We start from the raw sequence: 23,931 nt of genomic DNA, 5'->3' as shown, positions 1-23,931 counted from the left end.
AAGATAATAGAAATAATGGCTAAAATAACATTTATAACGAGTGACGAGCAATCCATTACCGTAGAAGGTAATTCAGGAAACGTGATGGAACTTGCAGTAAAAAATAAAATTAAAGGGATTGACGGTAATTGTGGAGGAGTTTGTTCTTGTGCTACATGTCATGTACACGTATTACCAGAATATTGGGACAAAATAGGTGCTCCTAGTGAATTAGAGAATGATATGTTGGAGTTTGATGAGAATATAAGCGACCATAGCCGTTTATCTTGCCAAATTCAAGTAACCGATGCTATTGATGGAGTCGTGTTAAAAGTAGCAAAGTAAACAATATGTCCGGTAATAACACTGTAGATAAAACCTGCCTAATAATTGGTGCAAGTCATGCAGGCACTAATTTTGCCTTTGCATTAAGAAGAGAGGGGTGGCAAGGAACCATTAAAATATTTGATGCCGATTCTGTATTTCCATATCATAAACCTCCATTGTCAAAGGCTTATTTTTCCAATGAAGATAGCTCTCAAGTAGATTTACTTTTTCCAAAAGAAAATTATATTACAGATCACATACAACTTCATTTGGGCAAGGCAGTTACCTTAATAGATAAAGAGAAAAAAACAATCGCTCTTGAAGATGGCTCTATTGAAGAATACGATAAATTGGTTATAGCAACAGGAGCACGGCCATTTATACCCAAAATTAAAGGGATTAATAAGGCTCAAAATCTTTATCCTTTAAGAACAGCCTCGCATGCTATTCAAATAGGCGAATTCATTAAGACCAGTAAAAACAAACGTGTTGTAATTATTGGTGGAGGTTATATTGGTTTAGAAACTGCGGCCTCTTTAAAAAAGCTAGGGGCTAAAGTGGTCGTTTTAGAGCGTGAAAATCGAGTGTTGGCTAGGGTAACAGCTCCTGAAATGTCGAATTACTTTCATACGTTGCATCATCAGAATGGGGTAGAACTATTAACCAATAAAAATGTTGTTTCTATAGAAAATAACGATAATGGAAATACGGTGTTCTGTGACGATTATACAAATTACAGAGCAGATTTAATAGTGGTAGGGGTTGGTATTAAGGTAAATACAGAATTGGCCGAAAAAGCAGGTTTAGCTATTGAAAATGGCATTAAGGTAGACGCTACCGCTAAAACCAATAACGACCATATTTATGCTATAGGAGATTGCACGTTCCATTACAATAAACATTACAATAGGTTTGTTAGATTGGAATCTGTGCAAAATGCGGTTGACCAAGCAAAAGTGGCAGCTGCGGCTATTTGCGGTAACAGAATTGAGTACGATTCAATTCCTTGGTTTTGGTCGGATCAATATGACGTTAAATTGCAAATGGTAGGGCTTTCAACGGGATATAAAGAAGTAATAGAAAGAGTAGAATTAGATAATGATAAGAGTAGGTCTGTTTGGTATTTTAAAAATGATGAATTATTAGCGGTAGATGCTGTAAATAACCCTAAGGCCTATGTATTGGGAAGAAGATTTATAAAAAGCAGACAAAAAATCAACAAAACTAAATTAAAGGATACAGCTATCCCTATAAAACCAAATAGTTTCCTCTAGTAAAAAATAATTAATATATGAGTATTATTTGTAAAGCGGCAATTGCAAGAGGTAATGGGTCTTTTGTGATAGACACCATTGAAGTTCAGGGTCCTAAAGAAGATGAGGTTTTGGTAGCGGTAAAAGCAGCTGGGATATGCCATACAGATTACGATTCTTTACAGTGGGGAAAACCAATAGTTATGGGACACGAAGGTGCGGGTATTGTTAAGGCTGTGGGAACCAAAGTTAAGACGGTAAAAGTAGGAGATGCTGTTATTTTAAATTGGGCAACGCCTTGTGGAGAGTGTTTTCAATGCAAACTTGAAAATGAACATATTTGCGAAAACAATTCGCCAGTCGTAGCTGGTGGCAATGGTTTTACGCCAGGACATGCACATCTAGAAGGAACAAAATGGAATAATAATCCAATAGTACGGTCATTTAACATTGGAACATTATCTGAATATACTTTGGTAAAAGAATCTGCTGTGATAAAAAACCCAGTTCAAGACATGTCTTTTGCAGCGGCAAGTATTGTAAGTTGTGGTGTGATGACGGGCTTTGGGTCGGCCGTAAATACTGCAAAAGTGAAAAAAAATTCATCAGCTGTGGTAATAGGTACTGGAGGTGTTGGCCTTAATGTTATTCAAGGTATTAAGGTGTCTAAAGCTTCAAAAATAATAGCTATCGATGTCAATCAAACAAGATTGGATATAGCCATTGAGTTTGGAGCAACGCATACCATATTAGCCAATAAATCAGACAAAGGACTGTTGAAAGCTGCTGGAAAAGTTAAAGAAATGACAGAGGGTAGAGGAGCAGATTATGCTTTTGAGTGTACTGCTATACCCGAGTTGGGAGCGGCTCCATTAGCTATGGTTAGAAATGCAGGAACAGCAGTTCAGGTAAGTGGAATCGAGCAGGAAATAATGGTTGATATGACCTTGTTTGAATGGGATAAAAAATACATTAATCCACTGTACGGAAAATGTAATCCTCAAATCGATTTTCCTAAAATTATAAATCATTATAAAAATGGAGATATTATGTTGGATGAAATGATTACAAGAACATACCCTTTAAGAAATTTACAAAACGCTTTTGACGATATGCTGTCAGGTAAAAACGCTAAAGGTGTAATTGTTTTTGAATAACGAACATGGTAAATAAAGAAAAATCCAAATTTAGAACTACAGAAATATCCAATCCGGAGTTTGAATGTAATAATTTACGTTTTATTACCGTAAAAACCCAAAATTTAAAAGGGAGAGGTGATATTTGTGTTTTTGTTCCGCCAATAAAAAAACTTCAAGATACACCGATAGTAACATTGTTACATGGCGTATATGGAAGTGCTTGGATTTGGGCCCATAAAGCAGGAGTGCATTTTACGGCTATGAAAATGATTAACAAAGGTTTAATAAAACCGATGGTAATAGCAATGCCTTCAGATGGTCTTTGGGGAGATGGTTCAGGATATTTGCCCCATAATAACTTTAATTTTGAAAATTGGATAGTAAAAGATGTTATCGATGCGGTAAAAGAAACTATTGATTGTACTAGCGATAAATCAAAATTATTTATTTCTGGCTTATCAATGGGAGGTTATGGAGCATTACGGATTGGAGCCAAATACCCTAAAAATTACGTTGGTATTTCTGGACATTCTTCTATTACCAACGTTAATCAGATGCATTTATTTGTTGAAGAAAAAGAAAGCAACTACAATCAATACGATAAAATTAGTGAAGATGTTTTTGAGTTGATGTACCAAAACAAAGAAGAATTACCTCCAATTCGTTTTGATTGTGGAAAAAATGATTTGCTAATAGAATATAACAGAGAGCTGCATCAAAAATTAAAGCAATCAGGTGTAAAACACATTTATGAAGAATTTGAAGGTGAGCATGAGTGGTCTTATTGGCAAAAACATATTCGGAATACACTACTGTTTTTTAATTCGGTTTTATAAGTAAAGTTCATTATTAGTTGCTAACAGGCTTAAAAACCCTAATCCAATCTATCTTAAAAGTATTATTGTCTACGTTTTCAAGTTCAGCATCTGTAGGTGTAAGACCTTGTTCTGCCCGCCAAGTTTGATCTTCTGCATTTATAATAATGTCCATTTCCTTATGTAAACCTGTTCCTTCGGCATAATTTAAAGGATCAATTTCAGACATTCCAGACCTAGTTCTAACAAGCTTTCCATCTACATAATATTCTAAATTCCATGGATCTTTCCAATAGACTCCAAATCGGTGAAAGTCATCTCTCCAAATCGTAGAACCATCCGTATAGAAACTACCTTCGTCACTGGGTTGCCAATCTTGAAAGGGATCTCTGATAAAGACATGGTGACTTAAGTGCACTCTTTTAGGGCTAAACCACTCGTTTGTCCACCGGTCACTACCATAGGCTTCAACAATATCTATTTCTTGGGTGTCGTCGGGACTTAACAACCAAAAGCCGTTTGCAAGAACGGAGTTCATGATCTTTACCCTTGCTTCGATGTATACGGGGTACTGAACCCTCTTTTTTGAAGTAATGATTCCCGTATTCGTTTTTGAGGTGCCCTCGGGGCGACTGGCCTTAATAAGCAATTTTCCATCCGTTACTTCCGAATGGGTTCTGCTCCATTCGGTAGGGGCTGGCCCCGTCCAACTGTTATGGTACCAATCATCCCATTTATCAAAAAAGATATCCCCTTTATCATCTGAAGGAGCCTCGTATTCGAAATTATCAGATAGGTTGGCTTGAAATTTCCATTTCATTCCGTTGCCAGGATTAGCAGGTACTGGAATTGTAATCCATGTTTCTGCTGGTAAAGGATTATTATCGGTGTTGTTGTTAGTATCTTCATCACTTTCTGAAATAGAACAAGAGAAGGCAATAAAAGTAAAAAACAGTATTATTAATGTAGTAATTTTCATTTTCTTACATTTTAGAATAATATTAAGGTAATTGTATTAAAAATATATATGTTTCGTATTTACAGATGCTTGATTTAAACTTGATAGTTGTAAAATTGAATTAAAAATTCAAATTTTGTTTTAATTTGATTTTAATGTTCAACAAAGATGAAACGACTTTGCTGCGTTATAAAAATTTACAATTTATCTTTCCATTCAAGATAGAATGTTTGTATTCTGCTCTCCTGCTCTTGTAACAAATCTTGTTTCTGCAAAAACCAATATAAACGACGTGCTATTAAAAAATCATTATGATTAAGAAGAGGTAATAAATGATTAATCATCTGTGGTGAAATATCGTATTTTGTATTTAAAATTTTTAATAAAACATGAATTTCTTGATAAGTAAAATCTTTATATAAATCACTTAATTTATAATAAAACTCGAGAGGTAATTTTTGTTTTGTTTTCAACAAGTGTTGAAGACAAAATAATCTATTTTCACTTTCAAATTGCTTTAATAATTTTTGAATTGTATTTATATATACTTTGTTTGGTGCATTTTCCAAATATAATAAGCTTGGTTTTAAAAGTGTTGAAGATTGTTCAATTGCTGAAACAACTAATTGAACTGATTTTTCAGAATAGTCCTTACGATGGTTAAGTTGCTCTAATCCAAACAATTTTTTTACTTTTTTATTTGAACTTAAATAGCTTTGTAGTGATTTAATTGATTGAGATTTTCCTGTAATATTTCGAATTATCTGTTTAATGTCTCCATGAACCCAGTGCCAAAGGGAATAGCATGTCCAAACAGCTCCTTTAACATATGCACTTTTTTCTAACAAAATAGTTGAGCCAGATAAAGCGTCAATTCCTTCAGTTCCTACAGTACTGACAATTTCATGTTTATAGACATCTTTTAAAGAAGAATTTTCGTCATGTAGGATTGAATTCAGTTTTTCATAATCTTCTGCAGTAAAATCTTTGCCTTCTGCTTTTTCAAGTTTCACCTTATCAGGTAGTTCAAATCTCTTATATTGTCCAAATATATCCCAAAATATACGCACAAAATCTACTTTACAATGATTGTCACCACATACCACAGATTCTACATCCATATAATATTCTATTGGTTGCTGATACTCATTTTGAACCTCTATCAAATTGCAGTCAACAGATTCCGTTAGGCTAATACCTTTATGGAAAACTTTAATAGAATGAATTATCTCATTTTTTGAAACAGTGTTAAAAAATGTCCAATTACCAATACAGATTACTAAAACAATATTTAAAAATTTATTAATCATTTTGAATAACATTTAACTTCAAAAAGTTTAACTTTTTTATCACCATAAGTTTCTCTAAGATTGATTCGAATTGCTGTTGTTTTTATAGTTTTAAAATTAAACTTAATTAATCGTGTTTTATTTTTGTCTATTTCACCAATTTTTACCCATTCACCATTTATTCGTGCTTCGATATATAGAGCTTTAACTAATTCTTTAGGTACTTTTGTGCTGTAGATATCATTCTCTAACCTATCTCTACGCATCATAATATTCCGCTTAACATTAGTGTCACATTTTATCTCTATGCTTGATAAACTAATGCGTTCTTCCCATTCTATTTGTACTTCAGCTGGTAAATCTTCAGATTTCCAATGATGAATTTTACCATTATAATCTCTTGACCACCCATCGTTTAATAAATTAGCTTCACCAGATGATGTACTTGATGCAAAAATTATACTGGCTTTCTTTACTAAATTTGTTTCATCTTTAGCAGGTCTATTTGGAATGAAAACATCATCTCTTAACAGTTGTTCTTGTAATATTTTAATATGTTTTTGTCCAAGTTCGCGTGGTAAAACCTTCTTTTTTAGACATAAAGCTGCTGCAGTACCAACGGCTTGGCCTTCTAATGCACAGGTTGCCATAATACGAGTAGATGACAAAGCTATATGGGTTTGACTTATATTTCTGCCAGCAAAAAGTAAGTTAGGCACATTTTTAGAATATAAACAGCGAAAAGGAATTTGGTATGGCTGTTCAAACTCTTCATGAAAATAACTAGGTGGTTCACTTAAATTTGTAATTCCTCCGGGATTGTGCTCATCTAAAGACCAACCTCCATAAGCTACTGCATCAGGAAATTGTTTATTTCCTAACATGTCTGGTTCACACAGTATATAATCTCCAATAAATCTTCTACTCTCACGCTTACCTGGTAAAGAAGAAACCCAATCTAAAGCATAATTTTCGGTTTCTGGAAACTTGCCAGAGTTTTTTAAATAATCCCAAACACCATATGCATACCCCATTAAAGCGTGTTTATTATCTTCATAATCTCCAATTATATCATCATCACTTCCTAATTCTACCCACCAAAACCCTAATTCAAATGGTATTAAATTTCTTCCTGGATGTGATTTTTCTGCATCGTATTTAATAGCAAAATGTGGTGGCTCAAAAGGCATTGGTTTCCCCATATCTTTTGATCCTAATAAAACCGTTGAGCCCATTTGCCAACCGTCGGCTACTTTAGGTGCATATTTTTCGTTAAATTCTGAAGATGCTTCTCTTCCAGTTCTATATAATGCTCCTGCAGTTGCTCCTAACAATCCATCTCCAGAACAATCTATAAAAATTTTTGCTTTTACAGTAAATTCTGTTTCTGTTGTCATTTGCCAACAGTAGGCAGCTTCTATTTTGTCACCAGACATTATAGCTCGTATAGCAGAGGTGTTAAGTTTTAAATCAATATTAGGTTCTTTTGTTATAAAATCATAGAGAATATGATCCCAAACAGGATAAGAATCTTGAGGATTATAAAATCTATTATGAAGTAAAATTTCTTCAATTATACCTGTTTCACGTTCAGGTAGTCCATTTTTTAATTGATTTACACCATTTAAATGAACACGAATTTCACTTGAAGAATTTCCTCCTAAAACTGGTCTGTCTTGAATTAAAACTACTTTTGATCCATTACGTGCTGCAGCGACTGCAGCACACATTCCTGCTGCACCTCCACCAATTACAGCTACATCATAGGTTACTGTTTTTTTTCTGTTTGGTCTAGGTCTTTTTCCTGATCCCATTTTATGCCATTGTTTAGGATTTGTATTACCATATGGAAAATCCTTTTCTATATTAGATTGGCTAATAATCTTGTTTGATGATGTACAAGAATTACCTATTAAGGGTATAATTGTTGCTCCGAGAGCTCCTTTTGCCGTTTTTTTAAAAAAAATTCTTCTTTTCATTATTAAATAACTTTATTTAAAAGAAATATTAAACTTAGATGAAATTTGATTTGTATGTTCCCCTAATTTTGGGGCACCCAATGGCGATGTAAAATATTCTCCGTCAATTTTTATAGGGCATCTAGTTGTTTTATACTCAAAGCCATCGCCCATGGTTACATTCTGAATCATATTCAATGCCTTAAATCCTTCTTGATTAAAAAGTGTCTCCCAATCCATCACTTTGGCACACCAAATATCCGCTGGTTCTAAAATGGATAACCAATGCTCCGTGGTATTGGTGCTCAATTTATCGGCCAAGATCGTTTTTATTTCATCACGTTTGGTAAACCAACTTTCAGGTTCTTGGTAATCATCCAATTCATCACATCCAATCAAACCTCCTATACCGGGAATGGATCCCATCGCCAAGGCCAAATACCCATTTTGGGTCTTGTAAACCCCATAAGGAGCCCCTAAATAGGCGTGGGCACTATTGCTTCTTGGTCGGACTGTAGGCTCTCCACCATCGTGAAAATACGTGGTAATCGATTCAAATTGGAAGTCGATAATGGATTCCAGCATACTTACGGATACTTTAGATCCTTCGCCAGTGGTAGCTTTTTTAAGCAAGGCGGCCAAAATGCCCTGTGCCAAATGTGAACCCGATAGAATATCGGCAATGGCCAATCCGACGGGTGTGGGACCGCTACCGGCATTACCGTTTAGCCAGGTCAAACCCGATAGCGATTGTACCAACAGGTCCTGTCCCGGTTTATTAGCCCAAGGTCCTTCCTCTCCATAGCCCGAAATTTCGCCATACACGATTCCCGGGTTTATTTTTTTAATGAATTCATAATCAAAGCCCAAACGTTCTACAACACCCGGTCTAAAATTATGAACCAGAACGTCCGCTTTTTCAATCAATTTTAAGACACGCTGTTTGTCAAGATCTCTTTTTAAATCGGCCTCAAAACTTTCCTTGTTTCTGTTAACAGGAACAAACAAAGGGGATTCGTTGTTTATTTTTAGATTAGCGGCACTCAATTGGCGACCAATATCCCCCGTTTCGGGTTTTTCTATTTTGATTACCCTTGCCCCTAAATCGGCCAACCGTAGAGTGGCGGAGGGAGCCGATAAGAATTGGCTTAAATCTATAACTAAAATATCTTCTAAAGGTTTCATGGGGCTATAGATTAAATTCTTTAATAATTGCTTCTGTATCTTGGCCTACTCTTGGGGCCGCTTTTTTGCTAAAAAGCTTTTTGTCATTCAATCGTATAGGGCAACGAGTGGTGTGTATTTCCTCTCCAGAAGGCAACGGTAGTTTCTGGTCCATTTGCAACACTTTAAAAGCTTCGTGGTTTAAGAGCGTCTCGTAATCAAAAACATCGGAACACCAAATACCATTAGGTTCCAATAGACCCAACCAATCTTGTGTGTTTTTTTGAATTAAAATACCGCGGAGAATATCCATTATTTCATCCCGTTTCCCGTACCAGGAAGTAGGGTCTTTATAAGAATCTAGGGCCGATGTTTTTAAAACCTTTGCTAAATCGGTCAGAGATCCCATTGCCAAGGACAAGTACCCATCTTTTGTTTTATAAACCCCATAAGGGGCACCTAAATAGGCATGTGCATTTCCTTGTTTTGCCCTGTTGGGTTTTTGCCCGTTGTCATATAAATACCCCGTAATAAGTTCAAACTGAATGTCTAATGTCGATTCCAATAAACTTACTTCAACCAAAGCACCTTTATTGGTCTTTGAACGTTTTAAAAGGCTCGCCAAAATTCCATGGGTTAAATGGGTTCCGGTAATTAAATCGGACACGGCGGCCCCAACGGGTATGGGGTTATCGTCTTTGTTTCCGGTCAAGTTGGCGAATCCCGACATGCATTGAATCAACAAATCCTGTCCTGGTTTTTTTACCCATTCCCCTTTTGTGCCATAGCCCGTAACGGTAGCGTACACCAATTTGGGATTGATCTGCTGTACCGTTTTATAGTCCAAACCTATTTTTTCCATCACTCCAGGTCGAAAGTTATGGGTCATTACATCGGCCTTTGCTATTAATTTTTTAACGCGGGCCAAATCTTCGGCATCCTTGAGGTTGGCGGTGTACGACTCTTTGTTTCTGTTTGCCGTATGGAAGACCAAACTGCTTCCGTCCTTGAACAGGTTTTTTAACGCAATTTTTCTACCTGCTTCTCCAGAACCGGGCCTTTCGACCTTAATGACCCTTGCCCCTAGGTCTGCTAGACGTAAACCCGCCGAGGGACCGGCCATGAATTGGGAAAATTCAAGCACCAATATACCTTCCAATGGTAACTTCATAACAGTTCCTTTAAAGATTTAATATAAAGTTCATTGAGTTGGTTAAGAAGCTTTTTAGCATCGCCGCCATTGATCATATATTCCCTAATAGGTGCACCGGCCCTATCTTGAAAATACATATGGCCATGGTAGCGGGGCCTTAAAAAAGCACGATCTAATGCTGGTAAGGTATCCATAAAGAAATTGTCCGTTAGGTCATTTGCCCGTTTGTCGAGCCAAGCCTGTCTATGCCCCGGTTGCCCCCCATTATCGAAGAACACCCCTTTTTGGGTGTTTTCAGAACCTACATACTCCACAAATTTTCCTGCAATTTCCTTGTGCTTGCTATCCGCTGAAATGGCCAAACCGGTTCCTCCCAAGGTGGTAATCAGTTTTTGTCCATCGATGGCGACCATATCGTGGAACTTTAACTGTTTTCGGGCATAGCCTTGACGGGAATAGTTGGTGTAGCCGTAAGCGAACGGACTATGAATGTAGTCATCGGTCAAGGTCATTGCCTCATATACCTTTATGGGGTTGAAGTTGTAATTTTCGGGCTTTATATATTGCCCCAGTTCGCGAAGTAGTTCCAAGGCCTTTATTCCAATTTCTTCTGAAATGACCCGTTCCTTGCTTTGGCAGACATCCTCACCTAACGTGGAGCATACCATATAAAAACTCATCAGCGTATCTTGTGGAATACCAGGAATAGCCACCTTGCCTGTTTTTGATAATTCTATTAAATCATCAAAGGTTTCTGGAAATTTTAGATTCAATTTTTCAAATAAATCTGGTCTGCTTGCTGCGACAGGTGTAGCAGCATCAATAGCCAAGGCCCATTGTTTACCATTGATGGAATAACTTTCGTGGGACTTGCCGACCGAGTTTATTTCCTGATCTTTTAAATAGGCCTCCGACAAATAATCGTTCAAAGGCAAAATGACCTCTGTTCGTGCCGCGAAACCTGTCCAAGGGTGATCAATGATTAAAAAATCGTACCGTTTTGCCAATTGATCTATGGGTTCATCGGCAAAAGCTTGTAGAGATCGCTTTTCCCAAACAATATCCACATCTGGGTTTAATTCTGAAAATCGCTGTGCACAAGCGACTATTGATGTGAAACCTCGACTGTGGTTCCATGTAATGCCTTTAAGTTGTTTCATAATTTATTCGTAACTCATGTAAATTGTTCGTTTTTGTAAGTACTGCTCAATACCATAAACACCGTCTTCCCCTCCGAATCCCGCTTTTTTGTGTCCGGAATGGTAGCCTTGTATGTACCCCACAATAGGTTTGTTTATAAATATGGTCCCGGTTTGGAATTCTTGTATGGAACGCATGATCAATTTGTGGTTTTGCGTATACAAGTATGCCGATAGGCTATCCTCCCGTTTGTTCAACAACTCTTTGGCTTCTTCGTACCCTTTTATTTTTACAATGGGTAGCACAGGTCCGAACATTTCTTCTTGAACCGTTGCCTGCCCGGGTTTAACATCGGTAAGCACGGTAGGTTCGTACCAATTGCCCTTTTCAAATTGTTTTCCTTCAGGACGTTTTCCTCCCAGCACCAAATTGGCACCCTGGGCCAGGTTTTCCTTTACAATATTTTCGATGTGCTCGAGTCCCTTGGGGCTTAAGCTAGGGCCCATATCCACATCGGTCATCGGGTCTCCAACTCTAATTTTTTTGACCCGTTTTATAAGTTTTTCGGTGAACTCGTCTACAATTTTTTCATCTACGAACACCATTTCGTTACAGATACATACCTGGCCGCAATTGGCGTAGCGGGAGATAGCGGCAGCCTCGACGGCTTTGTCGATATCCGCATCTTCCAATACGATAAAAGGGGCTTTTCCACCAAGCTCCAGAACCAAACCTGCAATATTTTGTGAAGCCGCTTTGTAAATGGCCTGTCCCGCTCGTGTACTTCCGGTCATGGAAATTAGTTTTGTAATGGGATTTTCCACCAAATAGGCCCCAACATCATGGCCATAGCCAACGACCATGCCAATAACCCCTTTTGGGAGTCCCGCTTCATGCACGACCCTACAAAATTCCGATGCTGTCACAGGCGTTAATTCGGAAGGTTTTATGACCATTGTGTTACCCGTAATCAAGGCCGGACCGATTTTGCGTCCGATCAAGGCCAAGGGATAATTAAAGGCCATAAGTCCGACCGTAACACCGTAGGGCACTTTGTGGATAGACAGTTGTTCGTTAGGGGCTTCGGAAGGAAAAATGGCTCCTTGGATCCTTCTTCCCGCTTCCGCGGAATAGGTTATATACCTAATGGTATCATCAACTTCATATCGGGCTTCTACCAAGGTTTTTCCTTGCTCCATTACCAATAACTTGGCAAAGTGCTCTTTCTCTTCCTTTAATTTATCGACGATAGCGTACAAATAGTTCGCCCTTTCCTGGGCAGGTAACATTTGCCAGGCAAATTGGGCTTTTTCGGCCGCTTCCAATGCTAGTTGGGTCTCGTCGATAGTACTCGTGTACATGGTAGCAAAGACTTCTCCCGTAGCGGGGTTTTCAACTTCTATTTTGTCGCCTGAACTTTTCTTGATCCATTCACCATTGATATAAGTATGATATATCTTTTCCATTTTTTGAACTATTTATAGGTTGGTTTTCTTCTTTCAACAAAGGATTTTAATCCTTCTTTTGCGTCATCGGTGTCGTATAAGGAGTTGGCCAATTCGGTTTCCAATTGCAATCCTTCTTCCAAAGACATTTCGCTGCCCTGGTAGACTGCTTGTTTTATGGCACTCATGGCCTGTGCAGGACCGGAAGCCAATTTTTCCAAATATTCTGCGGTTAACGTATTGAATTCCGATTCGGGATAGAACTGATGCACCAAACCGATTTCGAAGGCCTGATCTGGAGTTATAGGATCTCCGTTCAATAAAAACTCCAAGGCCCTGCTTAAGTTGATGCGTCGAATCAACCTTTGGGTTCCACCATTTCCGGGCATTAGTCCCAATTTCACTTCGGGCAACCCAATTAAATATTCGGCATCGGAAGCCAATCGTATGTCACAGGCCAAGGCCAGTTCCAAACCTCCGCCCAAGGTGTGCCCGTTTAAAAGGGCAACCGTGATCTTAGGACTTTTTGACAATTTTTCGGCTACCAAATTGGCGTACTTGACCATCTCTTTGTTCTGGTCGGTCGTGTTTTTTTGAAACATATTGATGTCCGCCCCGGCACAAAAGAACTTTTTCAGTTTGCTCTTTATCGCTATTACCTTAACTTCATCATTGGCAACGGCTTCATCAATAATGTCCGCCATTAGCTTCATAAAGTCTATATCGTAACTGTTTGCCTTTGGCTTATTGATTACTATATAGCCTATCCGATTTTTTATTTTTAAACCTATCATTTTCATATGTATTAATTGCCTTTATTTAATTCGTTGGGAATTTGATACGCTGTATTCACATCGATATTTGAAAGGGATTCTCTTTCCCCGTTCCTCCAAATTATTTCGGCAGTTTCTATCTTATTATCCCTACCCAGACCAAAATGGACCATATTCAAAAAGCTTTGGGCGTGCGAGGCACTTCCCGAACCAATTAGTTTGAATTGACTTCCAGAAGCCGTTGTTATCTTTACTTTAGCTCCGTAAGCATCAACCCCCGATTTTGAATTTCCTACCCAAAAGAACACATAGTTATTTTTTGAATCGGTTTTGTTTTGGTAGAGAAGCCATTGGCCATTGTCGTCATCACCGCTTAGAACATCAACCTTACCGTCTAGATTATAATCGAAGGCCGCTCCCATATCACCATGGGCCTTGGCGGGGATGTGATTGGCACCGTGATCGGTAATGGCTTCAAAATGTAGGTTGCCCTTGTTTTTTAAAAGAACGTCTTCCGTTCTTTGGATCAATCCCCCAAAACGATATAGGAAAAAATCGCTAAGTCCGTCGTTATCAAAATCTGCCGTTGTAATTCCCCAGTTATTTTCAAGACTTTCCTTGGGCAGGCTGCTAGAAGCATCTTTAAAATGAGTTCCTTCATTGACCAACAATATATCCGGCACGCCCAGGTTCTGTGGTTCCCAGTCCGGTTCCACTTTGGTAACCCCGATAATCGAGGCCCTAACATCCCAGGCCAAATCCAATTTTAGCAACCATTCCAACCGCCATTTGCCTTCTCCCAAATACCCCAGATACCAACCGCTTTTATCTAGGTTTTCAGGAAAACCCTTTGCTTCGGTCTGGGTTACTTTTTGAACTTCATAAGGCATTTTATATTCGGTTTTCGAGTTACCTATAAACAAGGGAATACGCGGCTTTTCCGGGCCTCTTGGAAATCGATAGAAATCCGATAATTCTATATCGGCATCGGCGTAAAAGGTAATGCCATCATGACTTTTATTGCCTTCGTCCCTTAAATCCAAACGTTTTTCATCTTCGTTGAACGAAATGGAGTTGTTTGCAATTTGATAGTAGCTTTTCCCCCGGGCCAAGTAGTAGTCCATGTCGCCGTCGTTGTCCAAATCGGCCTCGGCAACGGTGCTTACCTGTGCCATGCTTTGCAGATTTTCTGGCAACCATTCTTGGGAAAGATTGGTAAAAGTGAAATCGTTGTTTCCTTTCCAAAATTGGAAAGGGGAGTACGGTGAAAAGGTCAACAGGTCCAATATGCCGTCATTGTTAAAATCTGTAATCAATAAGCGTTCGGCATCAATGTTTTCAAAAACCTCACTTTTTCTGTAGGTAAAGGTTCCGTCACCATTGTTTTCAAACAAAATGTTCCTTGGAATATCTTCATTGACCATCTGTTGGGCGTTAATCTGTAGAAAGTCGAGATCGCCATCGTTATCCAGGTCTATCCAACGTACCGAGCGTCCACGGGCACCCATTTCGGAGAGTCCCGCTTCTTCGGTGGCATCGACAAAATTGCCATTGTCGTTCCTCAATAAACGTTGGGGCTGTGGCGTGGTACCATTGCCACCCCCCAAGGAAATTAAGATGTCCAGATCGCCATCCTTATCATAATCGCCCGCTGCCATACCATGTAAATCCGCTTTGGGAAAAAGTCCTTTTTGCTCTACGAACGTATCGTCTTCCTGTGCCCAGAATAATTGAATCGGCGAAGTATCGTGATTTCCCAACAACAGATCATATTTACCATCATTGTTGATGTCGGCAATAGTTGGCCCCCCATATTTCCAATTGTTTTCGGTTTTTAAGCCCACCTTTTCAGTGACTTCGGAAAACTTTATGGAGGTATCAGCAATACTCGGACGCTCCTTTTTAGAGCTTGTACAGGATATGATTACCAAGAGACAATAGATATATGGCCTTATTTTCATTTTGCGATATCAATTTATTTTATCGTGACATTTATTTCCTTTTTGTTTCGTTTAGCAGCCTTTACGTATTCAAATTTTTTTATGTTGTTGTTTTCACCTACAAGAATGATATATTCACCCTGATGTAAAACTTTTGGTCGATACTCTTTTCCCTTAATTCTAATAGATGAAATCACCTCGCGAGTATATTGTTCCTTAATAGTTACCACTTGGTCCGGTTTAGAAATAACCAATTTGGGTAGTTGATAACCATCCTTTATACTGAAATTATCTTCTTGTGAAATGGTGATTGGCCACCCCGGATATTGTTTGGCATCCGGTTTATGTATATCTACATTTCTTGGCCAACATTCAAAGGTTATTGTTCTTTGTGGTTTGTTATATCTGACAATACCATAACCAGCTGCCCTAGTTGATAAATATCCGCCCTCTTTAATTTCTGGTAATGTAGGATTTGCAACAGCCTTTACGGTAATTTTATTTTTAAATCCATCCAAAAAATCACCTGTATAGTTAGGTGCATTTTTATCCCTGTTTTTACCGGGGGTTTTTGGGTGCCACCATCTTAACCAAAAATTAGCAATGGCCGGAGTCGTAAAATTATAACTTGCATCTCCCCATTTTTCAATTCCCATTTTAGCTACGGCACCTAAATGTGTGTCTCCGGTAATGGTAGGGGAAAAACTTTTTCTAATAACTTTTAAGGCCCTGTTTCTTCCTGCTTGTGGCCAAGCATTGGAATCAAAATCCGCATAAAACTCTTTATCGTATTTTCCTGTATAATTGTCCACCATGGCCAATGCCGTTTGTGATAGAACGGTTTTCATTTCGGCATTTTCCCAATCGGTAGTCCAATCTTCCAAGAATTTTAATTGGCGTTCGCCTAACAAGGTCAACCCGTCTAAATCGAATTTACGGGTATCAATATTCTTATCAAAAATAGCTTCATACGGTCCGTTGGGGAAAATATCGGGATAGGCCTCCGCTAGGGCCGTTAAACCTGATTTGAATTTTCTGTCCTCTAAAATGGCAAAGCTGATACCTCCCCATTTTAAATCGGTATAATAAACCCCTATTCCCTGTTCTATAGGAGTTGGGTCATAAGGATCTGGAAGGTGGCTGGTCTGTGCACGTTCAACCTCTTTAATGTATTCGGCGGGCATATAGTAGCCACCATAAATACCTCTTCTTTCGTCTGTTTTTTTACCACCTTCGCCCCAAAAATTTCCTTGCCCAATATCATGATCGTCGGGAGTTATGATAACAGGGGTGTTTCTAAAAACCTCGCTAAATTCCCTTCCGAATTTTAACCACGCCAAATAATGTTCGTTATGTTCGTACACTTGGTCTCCGGAGAAGAATATTAAATCTGGATCTAACTTTAAGATGTTATTTACGATATCGTCTTTAGGTAAATCACCACCATGCTCTGGATACATAGAATTACAGGTCAATGCTACCAGTACAAACTCATCTTTATCTATTGGGTTCTTCTTGATTATTCCTTCATAAAAAGCTTCATTATTATAAGCTACGCGGTATTTTTTCTCTTTGGTATCATCCCAATTCTCAATTCTAAAAGGGGCAGTGTACCCAGGATAAATAATTTCGGTTTTCGCTTTTTCTACCCATTTACCATTTTCTTCAATCTCTAAAGAGGCATAAATAGGCGTATAGTTTTTAAGTGGATGAAATTGAGCTGTTACTTTTAATGTATTCTCATGTACGGTATACATTGCAAAAGCAATGCGGTCTTTTGGTTGAATGTTATCGGGCAACCTGATAATACTTTCATCTTGGGCATTACTCAAATGGAAGTAAGTAAGCAGTAATATCAATATTATGGATTTAATAGTCTGCATTGTAAAAAGATTATTTTTCTTCTGTTTTTATATTTCCAAACCGTCTCGTATATAAGTTAGAGTTGATTTCCTTGGCTTTTTTGATCATCTCCGGATAAGGGATATCGGTCGTGGAAACAAAGCCCACATTGTAATTTTCGCCGTCATGTGCACGACCTGTAATAGGTGAATCTAAATATTGGAACCAATGGGCCCCGACCAAATAAGGGTTGTCTATGGTAGAAAGGGCATAATCGGCCCACATATTGGCCCTATCCTCTTGGTTTGCGGCATGGACCAAACCGGAGTGGAACAATCCGGAATCGGAGGCTCCCATGTGGTATTCACCAATTAATGTTGGCATGTCTATCTCTTCCAAGAACTTCCAGTATTTTTTGCCGATACCTTCTTTGTAATAGTTGTAGCTAAAAACATCGACAAATTTTGCGGCCGATTTTCTAACCTCGGGCGTTATGCCCCAAACCGCAAACCGGCACCCTAAATACATATGGTTGGGCATGGCTTTTTCGAGGGCATCGTGAACTACCTTAAAATACTTTGTGGCGAAGGTTTCCAGTAAGACCGAAAAATCGGCCAGCATGCCTACGCTAAAATTCTCATGCTTTTTATAGTCTACTCCCTTTTCCAGTTCTTCCCATGAGGTAATATTGGTTTCCCATGATTTGTTTAAATCGGCTATGGATTTATATTTTGATTTTAAGATGGTCATGAATTTTTGTTTTAAGAAACTGTTCATGTCCTTGGATAGGCCGTCCAACACCAACCCATAATGGGTGTTAACCGAAGCCTCGGAGCCCCAGCTTCTTTCATTGTCTATAAAAACACCAACACACCATGGGTTGTCGTTAACTTCCTTGGCCACCACATCGATCGATTTTTTGGCCCTACGCTCAAATTCGGGGTCAAAGGGATCGGGCATGGGCCCCCAATAATCTTGGCCCGAATATACTTTTTGAAAATCACCGATAATCCAACCATTGGCAAAATAGGGCAGTTGGTTTCTGTGATAGAAAGCAGGGTCGATCCAGTTTCCAAAAGAGGTGAACCCCCAATTACGCATTCGGATTTCCGTTACTTCCACCCATTTTTCAAAAAATGAATTCCCATATCTTCTCTCTAGGTTGGCCCTGTAAAAACTATAGGTCTGCCCATGTTGTATAGGCCCTATATGCGATTCTTTTCTATAACTGTAATGTTTGGCCAAAGGACTGTCGTAGGAGGGCAACTCCAGAAACATGTCGTTTCTTAATTTGTTTGCCACATACCCGGTTTTCATAATTTCCAACGGCACTTCAACAATGCCCTTTGAGTCTTCGGGGGTAACATCTTCGGGATCTCTATATTTGATCTTCTCATCGGTATAGTCTATTCCGGTATAGGTGGTAGAGTTGGCCATTCTAACATTGGCCAGCCCTATGGAAAAGAACAAGTAGCCTTCAGGGTCTACCAAGGCCCATTTACCATTATACTTTTCTTTTCTAAAATATCCGGTAGCTTTCAGTTTTGGTCCGTCTTTCCAACCACCATATTGGCTTCTATCGGGCATTAAGGTGTACTCTGCCAACGATTTTAGTTCTTCGTCGGCTATTGCTTTCAGCTCTTCGTCGGAATGTACCTTTATAGGAAACTCCCTTTTTGCATTCTGCCCAAACTTGTCTACGATACCCTTTAGAAAATTAGGGTCCCTTTCCGGACTTTCAACAAGACGGATGTTATCTATTAAAACCGTTTTGTCTTTGAGACCTTGAGATCGATAAAAACTCACTTTCGCCACTTTTGAAAAATCGATTTGATACAACAGACCACTAATTTTCATGTGAATGGCATCCGTTTTCCATGCTGGGGGCGTATCCCTTAAACCACTCTCTATATCCTCTTTTTGAGTGGTGATCTCAAAGAAATAGGAATTGAACTCATTGGGATGGATATTGACGATTCTTCGTGTAGATTGCCCTTTGTCGTTTTCGACCTCGACCGTTATAAAAGAAGATTCACCGTTTAGACTTTTTGCATCGTAAACGAGGCAATATTTTTTATTGGGGTCGATGGACCAAGGTGTTTTTGGGGCAATTACAAATCCTGATTCCTTTTCATCCCCTTTAAAGAAAACTTTTAAAGATTGTTTTCCTCTTGTAGCCTCTTTCGAATCTAATTCTACCTTCGACTTAAAAGTATTTAAACTCTCGTTGATCGTTGTGTTTTCAAAATCATCTAGAATTATTTCGGAATTGTAACCCCAAATTTTATGAGTCATTGGCTTACTCGTTTTATTACACGAAAGTAATAGTATAAAACTTAGAGTGAATGTTAAAAATAATGGTCTTAAATTGGTATAAAATGTTGTTGTTTTAATCATTATTTTAAAAATTATATTATTTAAATTGAGTCTTTTGAAAAAAAATATTTTAGTTTTCGGAGATTAAATTATACAATCTTTTTATGGTAATCATGGAATTATTAAACTAATCTAAGCTTGTATAGTTTTTGTCTAGTAATTTCAAAAGAAATGCCTTGTGGTTAGTGCTTGACTTGACGTTTGATGCGTTTTTTTGCTTGGGATGTTGAGATTTTTTTATTCTGTAATTTGTTATATTTTATCCTTATTTTGGATTTATTATTACTCAAATTTAGAAACTAATTGTTTGTTTTTGTAATAGAAAATTATGCCTTCTATTTCTGAAGATGCAAGCTTTTAAAATGTATAAAGAATTGAGTTTGATTAGATTTGTAGGTGTTTTTTATTAGGGTGTTAGATGTTAAAGTGTAGAAACCCTGATATAACACTACTAAATAGAGTCTATTTTAATTTTTTATATAGGAATTTTACTACTAAAATTCTAATTTGTTATCCTTCTTGAATAGTGTAAGTTTTAATCATTTCAAGAAGAGATTTATGTGGTCTTCCAGCTGCAATTTCAAAATCAGAAGTTACATCGTTAGCACCTTCTTTTATTCCTTGATAAATTCCAGCTATTATTGTTCCCAAAAAATCACCTAAAGCAGCTTTTCTTTCTGTAGCATAATCTTCTACTGAAACCGAATTATAAATAAGGTTGGTGTGATATACTTGATTAATAATATTTGTAAGCTCTTTTTGAGTAACAGGATTTCCTACAAGGTTGTAGGTGTTACTATTGTGCTTATCATTAATAAGTAAATTAGCATAAACAAAACCTAATTCTTCTCTGCTTGTATACGTACATTTGCCTTGGTCAGCACAGTTTCTAATTTCACCTTCTTCAATATAAGTATCTAAGTACTCTAAATCTGGTTCTATATAAATACCGTTTCTACCAATAACCCAGTCTAAACCAGAATTTTTTACATCTTTTTCTGTTTGTCGATTACTCTGAACTATTGGGCTAAAAGCATTGTTTTCTTCAGCTCCAACAATACTTGTGTATACTATTTTTTTTACACCGTTTTGTTTAGCGGCTTCAATTACATTTCTATGTTGTTGAATTCTTTTTTGTGGATTATCCATACCTGAAACCAGTAATACAGCATCAATATCTTGCAACGCTTTGTTAAAATGCTCACGGTTATTATAATCGCCTTCTCTTATTTCTACACCTAAATGTAATGCTTTGCTTGGTGTTCTCGCTATTCCAACGACATTGTCTTTACCAATTTTTGAGATTAAGTTTTTTACTATAGAAGCTCCTAATTTGCCACTTGCTGATGTTACTGCAATTTTCATAATATTTAAATGTATTCTGTTGTGTATATAATAGTATGTATTTTACTCTACAAAAGTGAAAATTTGTTTAGAATTACTGTAGGTGAATCATAGTTTAAAAATGGTAGAAATGAGATAATCTATAAAATACTCTTTATAGCTTCTGTAATTTGAATTTCTGCCATATCTAAAACATTATTACTCGCTGTTTTAAAAATAGATAATTCGGTACATGCCAATACCACAGGGTAATTTTTAGAATATTTAGAAATTATAGACTGATAATTTTTAATCGTTTTTATAGTTTCTGTTTCATTATACACCTGTTTTCGAAATTCATCAATGTTAAACATATCTTCTTTAGAAGGAAGTGTTACTTCAATTCCATTTAGTTTAAAGTTTGAACCAATATAAGTTGATGTCATGGAGTGTAACGAACCGAACAGTACAATTTTAGTCCACTTGTTTTGTGTAAGTTTAGAAGCGGTTAAATGAATTGGATGAATTATTTTTTTATGAATTATTAACCGATCTATGGTTTCATGAAGTGTAATGTTAGGAACTAAAATTTGTTCAATATCTAATTTTTCAATTTCTTTGATGTAATGATGAGTAATTGTGTCTAATTTTTCTGATGGATTAGGTAAAAGTGAATTTATTGTATTAAAATCTGCATTTAATAAAATAAACGGGCAGGTACTATATCCTTTTTTTTGATTATTAAATAATCTATTTAATTCTTTTATGTAGTATAGAGTGGATCTGCTACCAAGTCCAAAAACGGCAAGATTTGTTTTTTTCATTATTAACTTCTTGTAAGGATATAATCAGCAAAGTATGCTTTGCTATCCATAATTTTGTGTTCAATAGTTAATTGAGTGTTTGAAATAATATTTTTTATAATTGAATCATTATATTTTCTTGATATTTCGGTGTGAATTTTTTCACCTTTAGTGAAATTATAAGTTTTCTTTAGTGCTTTTATTTCTACATGTTGATTTTTTTTACTTACAATAAAGCTTTTAGCGATACCTTCTTTTTCGTTGTACTCTGGTTGGTGCTTAAACTGTTTTAAATCAAAATTACCTTTTAGTTCATTATTAATTCTATTTAAAAGATTAAGGTTGAATTTGGCTGTTATTCCTTTATTATCATTATAGGCAGGTAATACTATTTCTTTAGGTTTTATTAGATCAACACCTAATACTAATTTATCTCCATGTTGTAGGTTCTTTCCTAAATTATGAATAAACTGTTTTGCCAATTGGTCGTTCATGTTTCCAATATTTGAGCCTAAAAATAAAATAACTTTAGGCTTGTTACTATTTTTTAATGAAGCTAATACTTCAAAATAGTCGCCTTGTTTTTTCTTTACAGAAACATTTGGGTATGTGCTAGCTAAGTCTTCTTCTAATAAATTTAAGGAGTTTGCTGATATATCAATTGGAAAATAATCAAAAACAAAGTTTTGTTTATCTAATAAATCTAGCAACTTTTTTGTTTTTAAGCCGTCACCAGCACCAAGTTCAATTAGTTCGAAATAAGTATTAGGTTTTAAATCAATAGCATTTATTAACTGTTGGGTTTTATTTTTAAAAATATCTAATTCACTTCTGGTTAAGTAGTATTCAGGTAGATTCATTATTTCTACAAAAAGGGCATCACCTTTTTTATCATAAAAATATTTAGACGGTAGAGTTTTAGGGGTAGAATTTAGGCCTTCAGCAACTTCATTCTTAAATGTTTCAATCATTTTAGAGTTTTCTTTAGGGTAGTTATTAACTCTATTTTTATAGGTTTCAGTCATGTTATTTAGCTAATCTAATTCCAGTAAATTGCCATCTTTCAGTTGGGTTAAAAAAGTTACGATAAGTAGGTCTGCTATGGTTTTTAGATGTGGCAACAGAAGCACCTCTCAATACCATTTTATTGCTCATAAACTTACCATTATATTCACCTAAGGCTCCATTTTCTTTTTTAAAATTAGGATAAGGTAAATATGCACTATTAGTCCATTCCCAACGTTTGCCCCAGTCCATTTTTTGAGATGCAATTTCCCATTCAAATTCCGTCGGTAGCCTCCTGTTTTTCCATTCAGCAAAAGCATTAGCTTCATAGTAATTTATATGACATAAAATGGCGTTTTTATCAACTTTTTGTAATCCGGAAAGGGTATAACAATACCATTCTTCTTCCACTTTATGCCAATACATAGGTGAATTAATTTGATGCCTATTTAGCCATGACCAACCATCGTCTAACCAAAGATTAAAATCAGCATAGCCTCCATCTTGCATAAAGTTTAGATAATCGCCATTGGTAACTAAATAATTATCTATTTCAAAATCATCAATGTAAACCTTGTGAACGCCTAATTCGTTATCATAACAAAAGTTGTTTCCTTGATAACCAATTTCATATATTCCTGCTTTTAGTTTTATGGTTTCTGTTTTTGTATTTTTATCTTTAACAAGATTGTATGATTTATCTAGTAGAGGAAAAATTGGGTTGTGTCCAAACATATATTTAACATCAGTAATCAATAATTCTTGATGTTGTTGTTCATGATTTAATCCTAAAATTATTAAATCTGTTAATTGTTTGTTAGGGGTCCCTTTAAGTAATTGTAGCATATTTGTATCTACATGTTGTCGGTACGCGTATATTTCATCAATAGTTGGTCTAGACATATTGCCTCTGTTGGCTTGCAATATTCTTTTGCCGACATTATTATAATAGCTATTAAATAGAAAGTTATAATCTTTATTGAACAGTTTGTAGTCTTTTACATATTCTTTCAATATGAATTGTTCAAAAAACCATGTTGTGTGAGCCAAATGCCATTTAGGTGGGCTTGCAAACTTAACTACTTGTATTGAATAGTCTTCAGTTTGTAAGTAACTACAAAAAACTGTTGTTTGCTCTCTTATCTGTTTATATATTTCACTAATATTCATGTATTCAAGTCCCTAATTTGTTGGATTCCAAAAGTGGTTTATTTTAATCTGTTTGGCTTTCCAGGTTAACTCTTTCTTT

The 23,931-nt window shown here is 36.7% G+C and carries 19 protein-coding genes; 4 read left to right on the top strand and 15 right to left on the bottom strand.

Features of this window, described 5'->3' with window-relative positions; all coding sequences use genetic code 11:
- The first annotated feature begins 15 nt into the window (after positions 1–15).
- Genes EGM88_RS04430 through EGM88_RS04415 form a run of 4 tightly spaced genes read left to right on the top strand, consistent with a single transcriptional unit; the run spans position 16 to position 3,534 of the window.
- Positions 16–324: a 2Fe-2S iron-sulfur cluster-binding protein gene (locus EGM88_RS04430; protein ID WP_123896770.1), complete on the top strand. Its 309-nt coding sequence runs from the start codon at positions 16–18 to the stop codon at positions 322–324.
- Positions 325–329: 5 nt separating this feature from the next.
- Complete coding sequence (locus tag EGM88_RS04425; protein ID WP_123896769.1) at positions 330–1,580, top strand: NAD(P)/FAD-dependent oxidoreductase; 1,251 nt, start codon at positions 330–332, stop codon at positions 1,578–1,580.
- A 17-nt stretch (positions 1,581–1,597) separates the two neighbouring features.
- Positions 1,598–2,716, top strand: coding sequence for a Zn-dependent alcohol dehydrogenase (locus tag EGM88_RS04420; RefSeq protein ID WP_123896768.1), 1,119 nt, complete (start codon positions 1,598–1,600; stop codon positions 2,714–2,716).
- Between the two features lie 5 nt (positions 2,717–2,721).
- Positions 2,722–3,534 (top strand): alpha/beta hydrolase, encoded by an 813-nt coding sequence (locus EGM88_RS04415; protein WP_123896767.1) that lies wholly within the window; start codon positions 2,722–2,724, stop codon positions 3,532–3,534.
- 13 nt (positions 3,535–3,547) lie between these two features.
- Here the strand turns inward: EGM88_RS04415 and EGM88_RS04410 are convergent, their stop codons facing one another.
- The 15 genes from EGM88_RS04410 to egtB form a co-directional block, all read right to left on the bottom strand.
- Entirely contained in the window at positions 3,548–4,492 is a 945-nt protein-coding gene (locus EGM88_RS04410) for a family 16 glycosylhydrolase (RefSeq protein ID WP_123896766.1), read from the bottom strand.
- Between the two features lie 176 nt (positions 4,493–4,668).
- Positions 4,669–5,781, bottom strand: coding sequence for a hypothetical protein (locus EGM88_RS04405; RefSeq protein ID WP_123896765.1), 1,113 nt, complete (start codon positions 5,779–5,781; stop codon positions 4,669–4,671).
- Positions 5,778–7,739 carry an FAD-dependent oxidoreductase gene (locus tag EGM88_RS04400; RefSeq protein ID WP_123896764.1) on the bottom strand — a complete coding sequence of 654 codons (1,962 nt, stop codon included), beginning with the start codon at positions 7,737–7,739 and terminating at the stop codon, positions 5,778–5,780. The genes EGM88_RS04405 and EGM88_RS04400 overlap by 4 nt, the downstream gene beginning before the upstream one ends.
- Positions 7,740–7,751: 12 nt before the next feature.
- Entirely contained in the window at positions 7,752–8,903 is a 1,152-nt protein-coding gene (locus tag EGM88_RS04395) for a CaiB/BaiF CoA transferase family protein (protein ID WP_123896763.1), read from the bottom strand.
- A gap of 4 nt (positions 8,904–8,907) precedes the next feature.
- A complete protein-coding gene (locus EGM88_RS04390; protein WP_123896762.1) occupies positions 8,908–10,053 on the bottom strand; it encodes a CaiB/BaiF CoA transferase family protein in 1,146 nt (381 codons plus the stop codon).
- Entirely contained in the window at positions 10,050–11,195 is a 1,146-nt protein-coding gene (locus tag EGM88_RS04385) for an extracellular solute-binding protein (RefSeq protein ID WP_123896761.1), read from the bottom strand. The genes EGM88_RS04390 and EGM88_RS04385 overlap by 4 nt, the downstream gene beginning before the upstream one ends.
- Before the next feature lie 3 nt (positions 11,196–11,198).
- On the bottom strand, positions 11,199–12,641 hold the full coding sequence (locus EGM88_RS04380; RefSeq protein WP_123896760.1) for an aldehyde dehydrogenase family protein: 1,443 nt from the start codon (positions 12,639–12,641) through the stop codon (positions 11,199–11,201).
- 8 nt (positions 12,642–12,649) lie between these two features.
- A complete protein-coding gene (locus EGM88_RS04375; RefSeq protein ID WP_162497542.1) occupies positions 12,650–13,414 on the bottom strand; it encodes an enoyl-CoA hydratase/isomerase family protein in 765 nt (254 codons plus the stop codon).
- Positions 13,415–13,425: 11 nt separating this feature from the next.
- Positions 13,426–15,354 carry a CRTAC1 family protein gene (locus tag EGM88_RS04370; protein WP_123896758.1) on the bottom strand — a complete coding sequence of 643 codons (1,929 nt, stop codon included), beginning with the start codon at positions 15,352–15,354 and terminating at the stop codon, positions 13,426–13,428.
- Positions 15,355–15,368: 14 nt separating this feature from the next.
- Entirely contained in the window at positions 15,369–17,216 is a 1,848-nt protein-coding gene (locus tag EGM88_RS04365; protein WP_123896757.1) for an alkaline phosphatase D family protein, read from the bottom strand.
- A 10-nt stretch (positions 17,217–17,226) separates the two neighbouring features.
- Positions 17,227–19,470, bottom strand: coding sequence for a beta-galactosidase (locus tag EGM88_RS04360; RefSeq protein WP_238988373.1), 2,244 nt, complete (start codon positions 19,468–19,470; stop codon positions 17,227–17,229).
- Positions 19,471–20,061: 591 nt separating this feature from the next.
- Complete coding sequence (locus EGM88_RS04355) at positions 20,062–20,916, bottom strand: SDR family oxidoreductase (RefSeq protein ID WP_123896755.1); 855 nt, start codon at positions 20,914–20,916, stop codon at positions 20,062–20,064.
- Between the two features lie 119 nt (positions 20,917–21,035).
- The gene (locus tag EGM88_RS04350) at positions 21,036–21,698 is read right to left on the bottom strand and encodes an aspartate/glutamate racemase family protein (protein WP_123896754.1); all 663 of its coding nucleotides are present in this window, start codon (positions 21,696–21,698) and stop codon (positions 21,036–21,038) included.
- A 2-nt stretch (positions 21,699–21,700) separates the two neighbouring features.
- Positions 21,701–22,702, bottom strand: a complete 1,002-nt coding sequence (gene egtD, locus EGM88_RS04345; RefSeq protein ID WP_238988372.1) for an L-histidine N(alpha)-methyltransferase — start codon at positions 22,700–22,702, stop codon at positions 21,701–21,703.
- 1 nt (position 22,703) lies between these two features.
- Positions 22,704–23,852, bottom strand: coding sequence for an ergothioneine biosynthesis protein EgtB (gene egtB, locus EGM88_RS04340; protein ID WP_123896753.1), 1,149 nt, complete (start codon positions 23,850–23,852; stop codon positions 22,704–22,706).
- Positions 23,853–23,931 lie beyond the last annotated feature (79 nt).

It is taken from the genome of Aureibaculum marinum, assembly GCF_003813905.1.
GTDB classification, from domain to species: domain Bacteria; phylum Bacteroidota; class Bacteroidia; order Flavobacteriales; family Flavobacteriaceae; genus Aureibaculum; species Aureibaculum marinum.
Note: the sequence above shows the minus strand (reverse complement) of the source record. Positions and strands in the feature narration are given on the sequence as shown.